This is a genomic window from Agrobacterium larrymoorei (genome assembly GCF_005145045.1).
GTDB lineage: Bacteria > Pseudomonadota > Alphaproteobacteria > Rhizobiales > Rhizobiaceae > Agrobacterium > Agrobacterium larrymoorei.
In genome coordinates this window covers 2954317-2968843 of sequence record NZ_CP039691.1, presented here as the reverse complement: position 1 = coordinate 2968843, position 14527 = coordinate 2954317, and the positions used below count along the sequence as shown (strand labels likewise).

Here is a 14527-nt window from a genome sequence, read left to right as displayed (position 1 = left end):
TACTGCCGCCTTTCAAATTGCCAATCATAGCCTGACGAAACAAAAAGCTTCGCCAGAGATACCCCTCGTTATTGTCCCCTTTTGGATGGTCCCTCGAAAAACCATCCAGAAGCTTTCGCTTCTACCGCGAGCCGGTAATCCCACTGACCTCTTCATCATAAAGAGGCATGCTACACTTCAACATATACTCTCACGCCACAACCTAAACACTTGCGTTTCTCAGGCGACAGGATCACGCTTCCACAACCGGCAAGGTTGCAGCCAAACACGCCCAGTTACCTGAAAAAACGGGATCGAGAAGAACCCGTCCGCAAGGAGCTTACGCCTTCGAACTTAGCATCGAGATAGCTTGTGGATAGAAATCCGCGCCCCTTGTCGAGATGCATTTAGGCAGGATCGAATGCGGAGATCAATGGCGTTTTTTCTGCAAATCAGAAGATCGGCCATTGACTCGTCAGGGGCGTTTTGCATCGCAGCCTAGCCCGTTTGGAGAATCTCTTATGAATCAATGAGATTCAATTTCACGGTATTTTCGAGGCCGTTTTTGGCGAAAAAATAAAAAATCGCTTGACTCGAAACCAGGCCACCCTTCCGTGGCGGAAGGCAGGCAGTCTTTGAAAGACCTCCTGCAAGCTATTGATTTTAAATGTGTTTTTCCGTCATGCTTATGAAGCACAAATGTCATGCTACGTGACGAATTCTTAACAAGGCGTTAGAACGACAAAAAGCCCGGTCGTTAGACCAGGCTTTTTAATCACGAAATTGTATTAGCCGGATTAGGCCGAAAGCGCTCTAACGCGCTGTGCCAGACGGGAAACCTTACGGTCTGCCGTGTTGCCGTGCATCACACCCTTGGTGGCTGCGCGCTGGATCTCAGGCTGAGCTGCCTTGAGGGCTTCGGTCGCTACTGCGAGATCACCGGATGCGATGGCCTCTTCGACCTTGCGAATGAAACCGCGGACGCGCGAACGGCGAGCCTTGTTGACTGCGGTACGGCGAGCGATCTTGCGAGTCGCCTTTTTCGCCGAAGTTGTATTGGCCATGTATGCCTCTCTTCGAATTCAAACCAAAATCCGCAACCACAGGATCGGGTCGTTCGAAGACCTCAGGTTCCAAAGAATGCGGGAGTAATTGGGACGAGCCGGATGACTTTCCCTAACCGTGGGCGGGCATATAACCCTAAAGCCGCTGCCCGTCAACGCGTATTCGGTAAAAACACCGAGATTCCGAATCCTTAGCGGTTTTGGAACACGGGCTTTCTCTTCTCTATAAATGCCGCCATGCCTTCCTTCTGATCCTCGGTCGCAAAAAGCGACTGGAACTGGCGCCGTTCGAACCTGAGGCCCTCGGCAAGCGATACCTCGAAGGATCGGTTGACACTTTCCTTCGCCATCAGCACCGATGCGCGCGAGAGGGAGGCAATGACGTCAGCCGCCTCTATAGCCTCGTCCATCAGCCGCTCGACAGGCACGATGCGCGAGACGAGCCCCGCACGCTCTGCCTCCGCCGCATCCATCTTGCGCCCGGTCAATATCAGGTCCATCGCCTTTGCCTTGCCGACGGCGCGGGTCAGTCTCTGCGAGCCGCCCATGCCGGGAATGACGCCGAGGGTGATTTCGGGCTGGCCGAACTTTGCCGTATCCGAGGCGATGATGAAGTCGCACATCATGGCAAGCTCGCAGCCCCCGCCAAGGGCAAAGCCGGAAACGGCGGCAATCACCGGCTTGCGACTGGCGGCAACGTCGTCCCATCCCCCTAGGAAGTCGCCGAGATAGGCATCGACGAAATCGAGCGTGCTCATTTCCTTTATATCGGCGCCTGCGGCAAAGGCTTTCTCCGAGCCAGTAATGACGATGGCCCCGATGGAATCGTCTGCCGCGAAGGATGCGAGAATATGGCGCAGCTCTTTCAGCAGCGTGGAGTTCAGCGCGTTGAGCGCCTTCGGGCGGTTCAGCGTGATGACGCCGACCGCATCGCGCTTTTCGACTATGAGCGTCTCGTAATCCATGGACTGGTCCTCTCCCTATTTCTGGCAGGCCGCACAATAGAAGGTGGAGCGCCCGCTCTGCGTGATGCGCTCGACCGTACCGCCGCAGTCGGGCGAAGGGCAAGCATGGCCTTCCCGATCATAGACGGAAAATGAGTGCTGGAAATAACCAAGCGATCCGTCTGTCTGGATGTGATCGCGCAGCGATGAGCCACCTGCTGCAATGGCGTCGGCAATCACATCGCGAATCTTCTGTGTCAGCTCGGTCAGCGCTGCCTTGGGCCTTCCGGTTTTGGTCACCAGCGTTCCCGCGGCCCTCAGCGGCGAGAGATGCGAGCGCCAGAGCGCTTCGCAGACGTAGATATTGCCAAGCCCTGCAATCACCTTCTGGTCGAGAAGGGTACTCTTCAGGGGCTGGCTCTTGCCATCGAAGCGGCCCGCCAGATAATCCGCGCTCAGCGTATTGCCGGTCGGCTCCGGGCCGAGTTCGGCGAAGGCTGGATAGAGATCGATATCCGCGCGGCGCACGAGATGCATGAAGCCGAAGCGGCGCGGGTCATTATAGATGATGCGGCTGTGAATGCCCCCGCGCGATAGATGGAAGATGACATGGTCATGCTTTCCATCCTTGGAACGCGGGTGATGAAACTCGCCGGGTGTCTCAGCCGCCGCCATGGCGCTTTCTATACGAAACGAACCGGACATGCCGAGGTGGGAGACGATGGTCAGGCCGTTATCGAGCTCGATCAGCAGATATTTCGCCCGTCGTCCAAGTGAAACGATCTCGTGGCCCTCGACCATCTCTGAGAAACCCTCGGGAAAAGGGAAGCGCAGGTCCGGACGGGCAAGTTCCAGCTTTTCGATGCGCGCGCCTTCCATCGTGGGCGCAAGCCCGCGTCGAACGGTTTCCACTTCGGGCAATTCTGGCATGGAGTTCTCTCGGCATCTGTTTATTGCAACGACCTTGTGGTCTATAGACGGCGCACATACATGTCGCAGGCTATATCCGCTGCAACAGATAGCGTTGCAGAGCCGTTTCCGCTATGGTCCGCAGCGCAATTTAAGAATGGAGACCGATCATGACCGATGCCCGCACCACAGCCGATGGCGGCATGGAAACCTCCTATGGCTTCCGCCAGGTCAATGAGGGCCAGAAGCAGGGCATGGTCAATGAGGTCTTCCACAAGGTCGCCAAGCGGTACGACATCATGAACGACGTCATGTCGGCCGGTATGCACCGTCTGTGGAAGGATGCGATGATCTCGGCGCTCTCTCCGCGCAAGGATCCATCTTACAAGGTGCTGGATGTAGCGGGCGGCACAGGCGATATCGCGTTTCGCATCGTGGAAGCATCCAACCGGCTGGCCCATGCGACGGTGCTGGATATCAACGGCTCCATGCTTTCGGTGGGCGAAGAGCGCGCTGCCAAGAAGCAGCTGACGGAAAATCTGACCTTCGTGGAGGCCAATGCCGAGGAACTGCCTTTCGAAGCGAACAGCTTCGATGCCTATACGGTCGCTTTCGGCATCCGTAACGTGCCGCGCATCGATGTTGCGCTTTCGGAAGCTTACCGCGTGCTGAAACGTGGCGGTCGTCTTCTGGTGCTGGAATTTTCCGAGGTGGAAATGCCGCTTCTGGACAAAGTCTATGACGCCTGGTCCTTCAATGCCATTCCGCAGTTCGGCAAGATGATTACGGGTGATGCCGAGCCCTATCAGTATCTGGTGGAATCGATCCGCAAATTCCCCGGCCAGGATGATTTTGCCGCCATGATCCGCACGGCGGGTTTCTCGCGTGTATCCTACACCAATTATACCGGCGGCATCGCTGCCCTGCATTCCGGCTGGAAGCTGTAAATCGATGGCATTTTCGGCGAATAGCAGGGCATCCGCATGAGCACTCTTGGCGCATATTTCCGGCTTGCGAAGGTTGGCTGGGTTCTCGTTCGCGAGGGCGTGGTTCTGGCGCTGCCCGCCGAGGGTCTTCCGGCCTCCGCTAAATTCGTCAAGGCCCTGCTGAAGCCTTTGGCCCGCAACAAGGCGCTGAGTACGGGCAGAAGCGACCGTCTTTCCAAGGCGGTCGGACGTCTCGGGCCATCCTACGTGAAGATGGGCCAGTTTCTCGCCACCCGCCCGGATGTGGTGGGCGCCGAATTTGCCGATGACTTGGCGGGCCTTCAGGACCGCATGGATTTCTTCTCCCCGGCAGCGGCCAAGGCCAATATCGAAGGCTCGCTCGGACGCCCGGTTACGGAACTGTACCGCGAGTTCGGTGATCCCATTGCTGCGGCTTCGATAGCACAGGTCCACCCGGCTGTCGTGGAAACACCATCCGGCCCGAAAAAGATGGCCGTCAAGGTTATCCGTCCCGGAGTGCGTCAGCGCTTTCAGGATGATCTGGAAGCCATGTATCTGGTCGCCGATCTCCAGCAGCGTTTCGTCCGCTCTGCGCGCCGTCTGAGACCTGTCGAGGTTACCAAGACGCTGGAGCAGACGACCAAGATCGAGATGGACCTGCGCCTCGAGGCCGCGGCCCTCTCCGAACTGGCCGAAAATACCAAGGACGATCCGGGCTTTCGCGTGCCGGAAGTGGATTGGGAACGCACGGGCCGCGATGTCGTTACCATGGAATGGATCGACGGCATCAAGATGTCGGATACGGAGGCGCTCAAAGCTGCCGGGCACGATCTGAATACGCTTGCCGATACGCTGATCCAGTCCTTCCTGCGCCATACGCTGCGCGACGGTTTCTTCCATGCGGACATGCATCCGGGTAACCTTTTCGTTGATCCGAAGGGCATGATCGTGGCGGTCGATATGGGCATCGCCGGTCGTCTCGGCAAAAAGGAACGCCGGTTCCTAGCGGAAATCCTCTATGGCTTTATCACCCGCGATTACATGCGCGTGGCGGAAGTGCACTTCGAGGCCGGTTACGTACCGTCCCATCACGATATGGCAAGCTTTGCCCAGGCGATCCGCGCCATCGGCGAGCCGATCCACGGTCAGCCTGCGGAAACTATTTCCATGGGCAAGCTGCTCACGCTTCTTTTCGAAGTGACCGAGCTGTTCGACATGGAAACGCGGCCTGAACTGGTGATGCTGCAAAAGACCATGGTCGTGGTGGAAGGCGTGTCACGCATTCTCAACCCGCGCTTCAACATGTGGAAAGCGGCAGACCCTGTCGTCAGCGGCTGGATTCGCGATAATCTTGGACCCAAGCGCATCGTCACCGACCTGAAGGACGGCGTGAAGGCCGCCATCAAGCTCGCCGAAGCCGCCCCGGAAATCGCTGCGAAAACGGAAAAGCTGCATTCGGAACTGATGTATATGAGCGAAAACGGCCTGCGCTTCGATGAACGCACGGCGGAAGCCATCGGCAAATCCGAAGCGCGCCACACCCGCTGGGGCCGTCTGGCGCTCTGGGTGATCGCGATCACGCTTGTCTATATAGCCGTGAGAATTAGTTGACGTTCCGATCAAGGACGTAACGCATGATGACGTTATCCTCGCCATTTGCGGGATCGCGCCCAACCGTCTGCCATCCGAGGTTCTCGTAATAGCCTTCCTGATCCGGCGTGTAGAGGTGAAGCTCGGTAATGCCGATCTTCGAGGCTTGATCGATAATAGCCGTCACCAGCAACCTGCCGATGCCGCGCCCGCGCTGGTCGGAAGCGACGATCACGTCGCCGATCCAGAATTCCTTATCGGGGTGGTGAGGCAGTTCATGACGCTTGATGCTGGCGGTGCCCAGCAATTTGTCGCCTTCAACGGCAACGAGTGCGAGCGGTGCAGTGTCCGTGTGCAAACGGCTTTCGATCACATCTTTCAGCCGGGCTGGATCGCTCCAGTTTGTTAGAGAACCCCATTCCGCATGCAGCATGGCAACAATTGTGCTGACATGCTCAGGGTGAAGTGCCAGCGGCGCAATGCGAATATCGTTCATCGTCTTGTTTCCGAAAACGGACCGATCCGACGTCGCCGACTATGCGAGATCGGCGACCACCGAGTCGAGGATCAGCATGCCTGATGGCGTGCAGCGCAGGCGGGAATTTCCCAGGCGCTCGACAAAGCCGTGTTCCAGTAAAAAGGCTTCCCGATCCGGATCGAGATCACGGCCGGAGAAATCGCTCCAGCGGGCGAGGTCCACGCCTTCGCGAAGCCGCAGGCCCATCAACAGCAACTCGTCTGCCTGTTCGTCGAGCCCCAGCAGTTCCTGATCCACCATGCCATGCCCGTCTCGCTCAACGGCCTGTAGCCATGTTTCGGGATGGCGCTCGGTCGCGGTCGCGAGCTTCGCGCCGCCCTTGGTCAGGCGGCCATGAGCGCCGGGGCCGATGCCAGCATAGTCACCATAACGCCAGTAGGTCAGGTTATGGCGGCTCTCGGCACCCGGGCGGGCATGGTTGGAAACTTCATATGCGGGCATGCCATGGCGCGCGGTGATTTCCTGCGTGGCTTCATAGAGCACGGCGGATTGTTCGCCATCGGGCACGATCAGCTTGCCCGCCTTGTGAAGCCCAAAGAAAGCCGTGCCTTCCTCGATGGTCAGCTGATAGAGGGACAGATGATCGACAGCATAGGAAATAGCTTCTTCAAGCTCTTTTTCCCACTCCTCGACCGTCTGGTTCGGGCGCGCATAAATCAGATCGAAGGACATGCGCGGGAAGATTTCGCGCGCCAGTCTGATGGCCTTCAATGCATCGGCAACATCATGAAGGCGGCCCAGGAATTTCAGGTCGCGGTCGTTCAGCGCCTGTACGCCCATGGAAACGCGATTGACACCGGCTGCCCTGTAGCCGCGGAAGCGTTCCGCCTCGACGCTGGAGGGGTTCGCCTCCATGGTGATCTCGATACCATCCGGCACGCGCCAGAAACGGGAAATGCCGTCCAGAATAGCGCCCACGGTTTTCGGGTCCATCAAGGATGGCGTGCCGCCACCCATGAAGATGCTGGTCACGACTTTCGCGCCGCTTAAAGACCGCATCGTTTCCATCTCGCGCAGAAAGGCCGCGACGAAACGTTCCTGATCCACCGGTTGATGGCGGACGTGGCTGTTGAAATCGCAATAGGGGCATTTGGCCGCGCAAAAGGGCCAATGCACATAAATGCCAAAACCCGGATCGCCCGTATCCGGCAACAGGCCTGAATGTGCAGACGAGTGTGCGCCGGGCGCAGAAGGTAGGCCGCTCCCGGTCATCATGATACTCATGCTTCCAGGCAGGTTTCGACAAATGTCTTGAAAGCGCGTGCGCGGTGCGAAAGCGCGTCCGCATCGCCCGGCTTCCAGCCATGCTTTTCCTGCGCCGTCATCTCACCGAAGGTCGTCTCATAGCCTTCCGGCTGGAACACGGGATCGTAACCGAAGCCGCTGGCCCCACGCGGCGGCCATGCCACTGTGCCTTCGATCTCGCCACGGAAGAATTCCGTATGACCATCCGGCCATGCGAGGCAGAGGACACTGACGAAACGGCAGGTGCGATCTTTCGGATCGGTCGCGCCGCGCTCCTGAAGCGCATCTTCGACCTTCCTCATCGCCATGTCGAAATCACGGGTGCCATCTGCCGTCTCCGCCCAATTGGCGGTGTAGACGCCGGGTGCGCCGTCCAGCGCATCGATAACCAGACCGCTGTCGTCGGAAAGCGCAGGCAGGCCGGACGCCTTGGCCGAAGCCAGCGCCTTGATCGCCGCATTTTCCTCGAAGGTCGTGCCGGTTTCATCCGGCTCTTCGAAGTTCAACTCCGCAGCAGATTTGGCGGAGAAGCCGAAAGGGCCGATCAGATCGGCAATCTCGGCGATCTTGCCCTTGTTGTGGCTGGCCACGACGATGGTTCTGGTATCGAGCTTGCGCATGGTTTTATCCTCAGGCAATCGCCTGCTTCTGCATCTCGACAAGTTCCGAGCAGCCCGCCTTGGCAAGGCCGAGCAGCGTCAGGAATTCTTCTTCCGAGAAGGGCTTGCCTTCGGCAGTCCCCTGAATTTCAACGATACCGCCGGAGCCGGTCATGACGAAATTCGCATCCGTCTCGGCGGAAGAATCTTCCAGATAATCGAGATCGATCACCGGCTGGTTGGCGAAGATGCCGCAGGAGATGGCGGCGGTATGGTCTTTCAGAACCTTCTCCACCTTCAGCATGTTGCGGCTTTCCATCCACTTCAGGCAGTCGTGAAGGGCAATCCACGCGCCGGTGATGGAAGCGGTGCGGGTGCCGCCATCCGCCTGGATGACATCGCAGTCAATGCTGATCTGGCGCTCGCCGAGCGCCTGAAGGTCGACCACAGCGCGCAGCGACCGTCCGATGAGACGCTGGATTTCCTGCGTTCTGCCGCCCTGCTTGCCGGACGATGCCTCGCGCTTCATCCGCTCATGGGTGGAGCGCGGCAGCATGCCGTATTCGGCGGTGATCCAGCCCTTGCCGCTATTGCGCAGCCATGGCGGCGTCTTGTCTTCAAGGCTTGCGGTAACCAGCACATGCGTATCGCCGAACTTCACCAGACAGGAGCCTTCGGCATGTTTGGAAAAATTGCGCTCGAAGGAAACCTTGCGCATCTGGTCGGTTTTTCTGCCTGAAGGCCGCATCTCGTTCGTCTCCGTGTTTGTTCCTGCCTTCTAAGGTCCCGATGATGGTTTTGCAAAGGAAAAGCGGAACGAGCCGATGCCAAGGCGAATTTCCGTTTTTACTTGGTCGGGCGAATGTCTATATTCGACAAAGTAAAAACAGCTTCAGGAAGAACGGGCGGCATGGGCATCACTCCCCCCATTGGCAGAGAGCCAGGCGCATTACTGGATGATCGCTCGCGCGAGATATTCCGGCGCATCGTGGAAGGGTATCTGGAAACGGGCGAGCCGCTCGGTTCGCGCAGCCTTTCACGCCTGCTGCCCATGTCCCTCTCTCCCGCCTCCGTGCGCAACGTGATGAGCGATCTGGAAGAGCTGGGGCTCATCTATTCGCCACATGTCAGCGCCGGGCGCCTGCCGACGCAGACGGGCCTGCGTTTCTTCGTGGATGCCTTCATGCAGGTGGGCGAGCTACCGGAATCCGAACGCGCCAATATCGACCGGCATATCGGACCCATATCGGGCCGCGAACAATCTCTGGAAGGCCTGCTGAACGAGGCAAGCAGCATGCTTTCGGGCATGTCGCGCGGGGCAGGGCTGGTGCTGACAGCCAAGAACGACGCGGTTTTAAAGCATGTGGAATTCATTCGTCTGGAGCCCACAAAAGGGCTCGCCATTCTGGTGGGGGACCACAATCAGGTCGAAAACCGCATCATTGAATTGCCTGCGGGCATCACCTCGTCGCAGTTGACGGAAGCAGCGAATTTCATCAATGCGCATCTGGCGGGTCAGACGCTACCGGAACTGCGCAACCAGATTTCGCGGCAGAAGAATGAATTGCACACGGCGCTCAGCACGCTGGCACAGGATCTGGTGGAGCGGGGTCTGGCGGTCTGGTCCGGTGATAATGAAGAAGGCAAGCTCGGCCGCCTGATCGTGCGGGGCCGTTCCAACCTGCTCGAAGGGCTTGCTGGCGAAGAGGATATAGACCGCGTTCGGCTGCTCTTCGACGATCTGGAGCGCAAGGAAAACCTGATCGAAATTCTCAATCTGGCCGAAACGGGCTCTGGAGTCAGAATCTTCATCGGTTCGGAAAACAAGCTGTTTTCCCTGTCCGGTTCATCGCTGATCGTGGCGCCATATAAGGACGATGAGAATCGCGTCGTCGGCGCCGTCGGCGTCATCGGGCCGACGCGGCTCAACTATTCGCGCATCGTTCCCATGGTGGATTATACTGCGCAGATCATGGCGCGGCTCTCCGGCCAGCGCCGATAAGTCTTCGCCTGCAACCGAAAAATCGCTGCTTTTGCCTGCAAGCCTTGATTTTTGCTCGGCAAAGCTCGATATCGGGCGCAACCCTAATTGCCAAGCAATAATACATGTAATCTGGAGACAGTCATGACTGATGACACCAACAAAACCGGACCTGACGCGGGCGTTGCCGATGAGGCAGTCGAAGCTGCGACGGCGGAAAATGCGGTGCCTGAGCAGGCAGAACCCGATCCTGTGGATGTGCTGAAGGCGGAAAATGCCGATCTTCGCGACAAGTTTCTGCGCCTCGCTGCCGAAATGGACAATCTTCGCCGCCGCACGGAGCGTGATGTGAAGGATGCCAAGGCCTATTCCGTTGCAGGCTTCGCCCGCGACATGCTGGCCGTATCCGACAACCTTCGCCGCGCGCTGGAAACCATCCCGGAAGAGGTCAAGGCCACCGCTGAAGCCAACGTCAAGGGCCTGATCGAAGGCGTGGACATGACCGAGCGTTCCATGCTCTCGGCACTGGAACGTCACGGTGTTCGCAAGATCGATGCGGAAGGCCAGAAGTTCGACCCGAATTTCCATCAGGCCATGTTCGAAATTCCGAACACCGCCGTTCCGAACAACACGGTCGTCCAGGTCGTGCAGGCAGGCTTCACCATCGGTGACCGCGTTCTGCGGCCCGCCATGGTCGGCGTTGCCAAGGGTGGCCCCAAGGCGGAAGCGCCCGCAGGTGCCGAACCGGGCACCAGCAGCCTCAACGAAAAGGATGCCTGATTAATCGGGTGTCTCGTTATCTCCCAATAAGCAAAAGGCCCGGAAATCGATTTCCGGGCCTTTTGTTTGAATGGTACGTAAAACGCTTTAAGCGGCGTTCGCCTGTTCCTGATTGAGGAACGTGTAGATTGCCGTATCGGAATCGGTCGCACGAAGCTTGGCGACCAATTCGGGGTCACGCAGCACGCGGGCAATGCGCGAAAGCGCCTTGAGATGATCTGCGCCAGCGCCTTCCGGTGCAAGCAGAAGAAACACCAGATCGACCGGCTGGTCGTCCAGCGCTTCGAAATCGACAGGGGTTTCCAGGCGCGCAAAAACGCCTGTGATAGTGGAAATGCTGCTCAGCTTTCCGTGAGGAATGGCAATGCCGTGGCCGACGCCGGTGGAGCCGAGCCGTTCGCGCTGCAAGATGACGTCGAAAACTTCCCGTTCAGGCACCCCTGTAATGCGGGACGCCTTTGCTGCCAGTTCCTGGAGAAGCTGCTTCTTGGAATTGACTTTGAGGGCGGGAATAATCGCATCCTGTTGCAGCAAATCTGCCAATGCCATTCTCTTTTCCTTCATGCCATCGAGACGAACCGGAGGGTGCCTCGAGGGCACTCTCCGGGTCTTTTCAGACGTTTCAGTTCTTGATCGTCGCCGCGTCGATCCAGCCGATGTTTCCATCGTTGCGACGGTAGACGATGTTCAGTTCCTTCGAAGGGCTGCGAAACACCAGTACGGGCTCATCCGTCATATCGAGAGCCATGACTGCGCTTGCGACCGTCATCGTTCTTACCTGCTTGGAAGTTTCCGCCACGATGGTCGGGGCGAAATCTTCTGGCACTTCTTCATCCTCATCCGGGATGGCATCCATCACCGTATAGGCAAATTCTTCTTCGGCACCATTGGCGGAAGCGCCGTTATGGTGATCCTTCAGCTTGCGCTTGTAGCGACGCAGACGCTTTTCGATACGCTCCGCAGCGGCATCGAAACTTGCCTGTGGATCGTTTGCCTGACCGGCAGCATGCAAAACGATCCCGGTGTCGAGATGAATCTTGCAATCGGCGGCATAGCGCGGACCGGACTTCGCCACAGTCACTTGGCCAGAATACCCTCCATCGAAGTATTTGGTAACAGCCAGGCTGATATTGTCCTCGATCTTCTGACGGAAAGACTCGCCCACATCCATATGTTTACCAGATACACGCACACTCATGGAAATTTTCCTTTTTCAGTGATTTGCGTATACCAGCTTACGTCAAGCTGAGCGCGCATCCAAGCGTTTCGCGACCTCTTATCGGTCCCTTTGCGGCTTTACGCCTTCACGCCATGAACACAATTTCGCCGTCAGGCCCCCTGCCGTCTGTGCGGCGAGCTTCTAGCCCCGTCGGCATTAAGAGTCAATTATGAATATTAAGTATTTGGAAACTATTGAAAAAAGGCTCACACGGCCGCCACGCGGGCCTGCGCTTTTTTCTCTCTGCGGCGCTGAACGGAGGAGGGAATATTCATGGCTTCACGATATTTTGCGACGGTTCGCCGCGCCAGATCCACGCCATTTTTCTTCAGAATATCAACGATATCGTCATCGGAAAGCACCGCATCGGGTGCTTCCTGTGCGATCATGGTACGGATACGATGGCGCACTGCCTCCGCCGAGTGGTTGTCTCCCCCTTCGACTGAACCAATGGACACGCTGAAGAAGTATTTTAGTTCGAACACACCACGCGGCGTCAGCATATATTTTCGCGACGTCACACGGCTGACGGTGGATTCATGCATCTTGATCGCGTCGGCAACCTGCTTGAGATTGAGCGGGCGCAGATGGTCCACGCCATGGAGCAGGAAGGCATCCTGCTGGCGAACGATCTCGCTTGCCACCTTCATGATCGTTTTCGCCCGTTGATCGAGGCTGCGCGTCAGCCAGTTGGCCGTCTGCATACATTCGGAAAGAAATTCGCCATCTTCCCCCGCACGCGGCTTCAGCCTGGAAATCTCGGCGAAGTAGCTCTGGTTCACCAGAACGCGCGGTAGCGTTTCGGGATTAAGCTCCACCAGCCACCCGCCCTCAACGGAAGGGCGCACGACGATATCCGGCACGATGGTTTCGGATATTCCGGTCTCGAAGCCTGCGCCCGGGCGAGGATTGAGGCTGCGGATTTCCGCGAGCATATCGAGCAGATCTTCCTCATCCACGCCGCACAGCTTCTTCAGCGTCGCAAAATCGCGCTTGGCCAGAAGTTCCAGATTAGACACGAAGGTCCGCATTGCCGGATCGAGCCGATCCTTCTGCGCCAGCTGGATCGACAGACATTCGCTCAAAGAGCGCGCGAAAACGCCGGGTGGATCGAAGCCCTGTAGTGTGGCGAGAATGCGCTCTACATCCCTTGAAGGCGCTGACAATCTCTCGGAAATTTCAGCAACGGCATCGGTGGCAATGTAGCCGGTCTCATCGAGGTGATCGAGAAGCGCATCCGCAACAGCGCGCTCGGCAGGGCCGGTAATGGAGAAGGGAATTTGCTGGGAGATGTGATCGTGCAGGCTTGGTTTGCCAGCCACGAAATCATCCAGATCGTAGCCCTCCGAGGCTTCGCCGCCCGGCATGGATTTCCATTGGCCAAGAAGCTCCGGCGCATCCGCTTTCCGCTCGGCACCGTCATCCTGAAAGACGTTCTCGAAATTCGTATCCAGCGGTTCGTTGAGGGTAGGGGCATTGTCGCCATACCATTCGTCACGCTCGGCGGGCTCGGACGCTGGGGTCTGTTCGGAAGTTTGAGAATCGAAACCGTCATCGCCAGCGGGCATTCCGCCGCCTATTTCGCTGTCGTTTGCCACTAATTCGAGCAGCGGATTCTTTTCGACTTCCTGTGCGATAAATTGCGTCAGCTCAATATGCGTCATCTGAAGCAGCTGGATCGACTGCATCAGCTGTGGAGTCATCACAAGTGACTGGTTTTGACGCAGCAACAGGCTGGCTGACAAGGCCATGACGGACGCTCAACTCCCCAAAAAATCTCTCGTCTGCCAACTTTTTTTGATTGTTTAGCAAAACAAAGAGAACTTGGCCCAAAAATTGCTTTTTATTTTGGTTTGGTCAAGGTCAAGAGTCGATTCTTGGGGAAGAATCTTGAGTGTCCGCGCGTTCCTGCCTTCGCTTATTCCAACAAAAGCTAAAGGCTGAAGTTATTACCCAGATAAAGACGGCGAACATCGGCATTGTTGACGATTTCGTTCGCGCGACCATGGGTCAGAACTTCACCGGCATGGATGATGTAGGCGCGGTCGATAAGGCCGAGCGTTTCACGCACATTGTGGTCGGTGATTAGAACGCCGATGCCGCGTGCCGTCAGGTGGCGAACGAGGTTCTGAATATCGCTGACCGAGATCGGGTCCACGCCTGCGAAAGGTTCATCCAGCAGCATGAATGTCGGATCGGTCGCCAATGCACGCGCAATTTCCAGACGACGGCGCTCACCGCCCGAAAGGGCGACTGCTGGAGACTTGCGCAGTTGGGAAATGTGAAACTCTTCGAGAAGCTCATCGAGCTTCCTGTTCCTTTTCTTCTCGTCCTTCTCGTGCACTTCCAGAACGGCGCGGATGTTTTCCTCGACCGTCAGGCCACGAAAGATCGACGCTTCCTGCGGAAGGTAACCGACGCCAAGGCGCGCGCGGCGATACATCGGCATGCCGGTAACGTCGTTGCCATTGATCGCGATCTTGCCGCTGTCGACGGGAACGAGACCGGTGATCATATAGAAACAGGTGGTCTTGCCGGCGCCGTTAGGCCCGAGAAGACCGACCGCTTCGCCACGACGAACGACCAGCGAAACGCCGTTGACGACGCGTCTGGTATTGTAGGTCTTGGTCAGGCCGTGGGCGATCAGCGTGCCTTCATAGCGCGCCTTGTCACCCGGCGCGATGTCGCTTTCCGACGCGCGCGCGGAACCTCCGCCAAGAAGCTTTGAGATG

Annotated in this window: 15 protein-coding genes; 4 read left to right on the top strand and 11 right to left on the bottom strand. The window is 57.6% G+C overall.

Features of this window, described 5'->3' with window-relative positions:
• Positions 1–776 precede the first annotated feature (776 nt).
• From rpsT to mutM, 3 genes are all read right to left on the bottom strand, one after another.
• A complete protein-coding gene (gene rpsT, locus CFBP5473_RS14355; RefSeq protein WP_027674483.1) occupies positions 777–1043 on the bottom strand; it encodes a 30S ribosomal protein S20 in 267 nt (88 codons plus the stop codon).
• Between the two features lie 191 nt (positions 1044–1234).
• Entirely contained in the window at positions 1235–2008 is a 774-nt protein-coding gene (locus CFBP5473_RS14350) for an enoyl-CoA hydratase (protein ID WP_027674482.1), read from the bottom strand.
• A 15-nt stretch (positions 2009–2023) separates the two neighbouring features.
• Positions 2024–2917 carry a bifunctional DNA-formamidopyrimidine glycosylase/DNA-(apurinic or apyrimidinic site) lyase gene (gene mutM, locus CFBP5473_RS14345; RefSeq protein WP_027674481.1) on the bottom strand — a complete coding sequence of 298 codons (894 nt, stop codon included), beginning with the start codon at positions 2915–2917 and terminating at the stop codon, positions 2024–2026.
• A gap of 149 nt (positions 2918–3066) precedes the next feature.
• Between mutM and ubiE the strand changes: the two genes are divergently transcribed.
• Complete coding sequence (gene ubiE / locus CFBP5473_RS14340; RefSeq protein WP_027674480.1) at positions 3067–3843, top strand: bifunctional demethylmenaquinone methyltransferase/2-methoxy-6-polyprenyl-1,4-benzoquinol methylase UbiE; 777 nt, start codon at positions 3067–3069, stop codon at positions 3841–3843.
• 36 nt (positions 3844–3879) lie between these two features.
• Complete coding sequence (ubiB, locus tag CFBP5473_RS14335) at positions 3880–5454, top strand: 2-polyprenylphenol 6-hydroxylase (protein ID WP_027674479.1); 1575 nt, start codon at positions 3880–3882, stop codon at positions 5452–5454.
• On the opposite strand, the gene CFBP5473_RS14330 is transcribed toward ubiB, so the two are convergent.
• From CFBP5473_RS14330 to rph, 4 genes are read right to left on the bottom strand one after another with little or no spacing between them, the layout of a single operon-like run.
• The gene (locus CFBP5473_RS14330) at positions 5447–5929 is read right to left on the bottom strand and encodes a GNAT family N-acetyltransferase (RefSeq protein ID WP_051441204.1); all 483 of its coding nucleotides are present in this window, start codon (positions 5927–5929) and stop codon (positions 5447–5449) included. The two genes, ubiB and CFBP5473_RS14330, sit on opposite strands and share 8 nt — an antisense overlap.
• A 39-nt stretch (positions 5930–5968) precedes the next feature.
• The gene (gene hemW / locus CFBP5473_RS14325) at positions 5969–7183 is read right to left on the bottom strand and encodes a radical SAM family heme chaperone HemW (RefSeq protein ID WP_027674477.1); all 1215 of its coding nucleotides are present in this window, start codon (positions 7181–7183) and stop codon (positions 5969–5971) included.
• 8 nt (positions 7184–7191) lie between these two features.
• Positions 7192–7836: an RdgB/HAM1 family non-canonical purine NTP pyrophosphatase gene (rdgB, locus tag CFBP5473_RS14320; protein ID WP_027674476.1), complete on the bottom strand. Its 645-nt coding sequence runs from the start codon at positions 7834–7836 to the stop codon at positions 7192–7194.
• Between the two features lie 10 nt (positions 7837–7846).
• Complete coding sequence (gene rph, locus CFBP5473_RS14315) at positions 7847–8563, bottom strand: ribonuclease PH (RefSeq protein ID WP_027674475.1); 717 nt, start codon at positions 8561–8563, stop codon at positions 7847–7849.
• Between the two features lie 162 nt (positions 8564–8725).
• On the opposite strand from rph, the gene hrcA reads away from it, so the two are divergent.
• Together hrcA and grpE are read left to right on the top strand one after the other, a co-directional pair.
• Positions 8726–9817, top strand: a complete 1092-nt coding sequence (gene hrcA / locus CFBP5473_RS14310; RefSeq protein ID WP_027674474.1) for a heat-inducible transcriptional repressor HrcA — start codon at positions 8726–8728, stop codon at positions 9815–9817.
• A gap of 123 nt (positions 9818–9940) precedes the next feature.
• Positions 9941–10576, top strand: coding sequence for a nucleotide exchange factor GrpE (grpE, locus tag CFBP5473_RS14305; protein ID WP_027674473.1), 636 nt, complete (start codon positions 9941–9943; stop codon positions 10574–10576).
• Between the two features lie 87 nt (positions 10577–10663).
• Here grpE and ptsN read toward each other — a convergent pair whose 3' ends face one another.
• From ptsN to lptB, 4 genes are all read right to left on the bottom strand, one after another.
• Positions 10664–11125, bottom strand: coding sequence for a PTS IIA-like nitrogen regulatory protein PtsN (gene ptsN, locus CFBP5473_RS14300; protein ID WP_027674472.1), 462 nt, complete (start codon positions 11123–11125; stop codon positions 10664–10666).
• A gap of 73 nt (positions 11126–11198) precedes the next feature.
• Complete coding sequence (gene hpf, locus CFBP5473_RS14295) at positions 11199–11774, bottom strand: ribosome hibernation-promoting factor, HPF/YfiA family (RefSeq protein ID WP_027674471.1); 576 nt, start codon at positions 11772–11774, stop codon at positions 11199–11201.
• 227 nt (positions 11775–12001) lie between these two features.
• Positions 12002–13546, bottom strand: a complete 1545-nt coding sequence (gene rpoN / locus CFBP5473_RS14290) for an RNA polymerase factor sigma-54 (RefSeq protein WP_027674470.1) — start codon at positions 13544–13546, stop codon at positions 12002–12004.
• 182 nt (positions 13547–13728) lie between these two features.
• A complete protein-coding gene (gene lptB, locus CFBP5473_RS14285; RefSeq protein ID WP_051441209.1) occupies positions 13729–14526 on the bottom strand; it encodes an LPS export ABC transporter ATP-binding protein in 798 nt (265 codons plus the stop codon).
• Between the last annotated feature and the right edge of the window lies 1 nt (position 14527).

What these genes read in the sequence shown, in the direction of transcription:
- rpsT (WP_027674483.1), bottom strand. Translation starts at nt 1,043, where the DNA reads ATGGCCAATACAACTTCGGCGAAAAAGGCGACTCGCAAGATCGCTCGC.
- CFBP5473_RS14350 (WP_027674482.1), bottom strand. Translation starts at nt 2,008, where the DNA reads ATGGATTACGAGACGCTCATAGTCGAAAAGCGCGATGCGGTCGGCGTC.
- mutM (WP_027674481.1), bottom strand. Translation starts at nt 2,917, where the DNA reads ATGCCAGAATTGCCCGAAGTGGAAACCGTTCGACGCGGGCTTGCGCCC.
- ubiE (WP_027674480.1), top strand. Translation starts at nt 3,067, where the DNA reads ATGACCGATGCCCGCACCACAGCCGATGGCGGCATGGAAACCTCCTAT.
- ubiB (WP_027674479.1), top strand. Translation starts at nt 3,880, where the DNA reads ATGAGCACTCTTGGCGCATATTTCCGGCTTGCGAAGGTTGGCTGGGTT.
- CFBP5473_RS14330 (WP_051441204.1), bottom strand. Translation starts at nt 5,929, where the DNA reads ATGAACGATATTCGCATTGCGCCGCTGGCACTTCACCCTGAGCATGTC.
- hemW (WP_027674477.1), bottom strand. Translation starts at nt 7,183, where the DNA reads ATGACCGGGAGCGGCCTACCTTCTGCGCCCGGCGCACACTCGTCTGCA.
- rdgB (WP_027674476.1), bottom strand. Translation starts at nt 7,836, where the DNA reads ATGCGCAAGCTCGATACCAGAACCATCGTCGTGGCCAGCCACAACAAG.
- rph (WP_027674475.1), bottom strand. Translation starts at nt 8,563, where the DNA reads ATGCGGCCTTCAGGCAGAAAAACCGACCAGATGCGCAAGGTTTCCTTC.
- hrcA (WP_027674474.1), top strand. Translation starts at nt 8,726, where the DNA reads ATGGGCATCACTCCCCCCATTGGCAGAGAGCCAGGCGCATTACTGGAT.
- grpE (WP_027674473.1), top strand. Translation starts at nt 9,941, where the DNA reads ATGACTGATGACACCAACAAAACCGGACCTGACGCGGGCGTTGCCGAT.
- ptsN (WP_027674472.1), bottom strand. Translation starts at nt 11,125, where the DNA reads ATGGCATTGGCAGATTTGCTGCAACAGGATGCGATTATTCCCGCCCTC.
- hpf (WP_027674471.1), bottom strand. Translation starts at nt 11,774, where the DNA reads ATGAGTGTGCGTGTATCTGGTAAACATATGGATGTGGGCGAGTCTTTC.
- rpoN (WP_027674470.1), bottom strand. Translation starts at nt 13,546, where the DNA reads ATGGCCTTGTCAGCCAGCCTGTTGCTGCGTCAAAACCAGTCACTTGTG.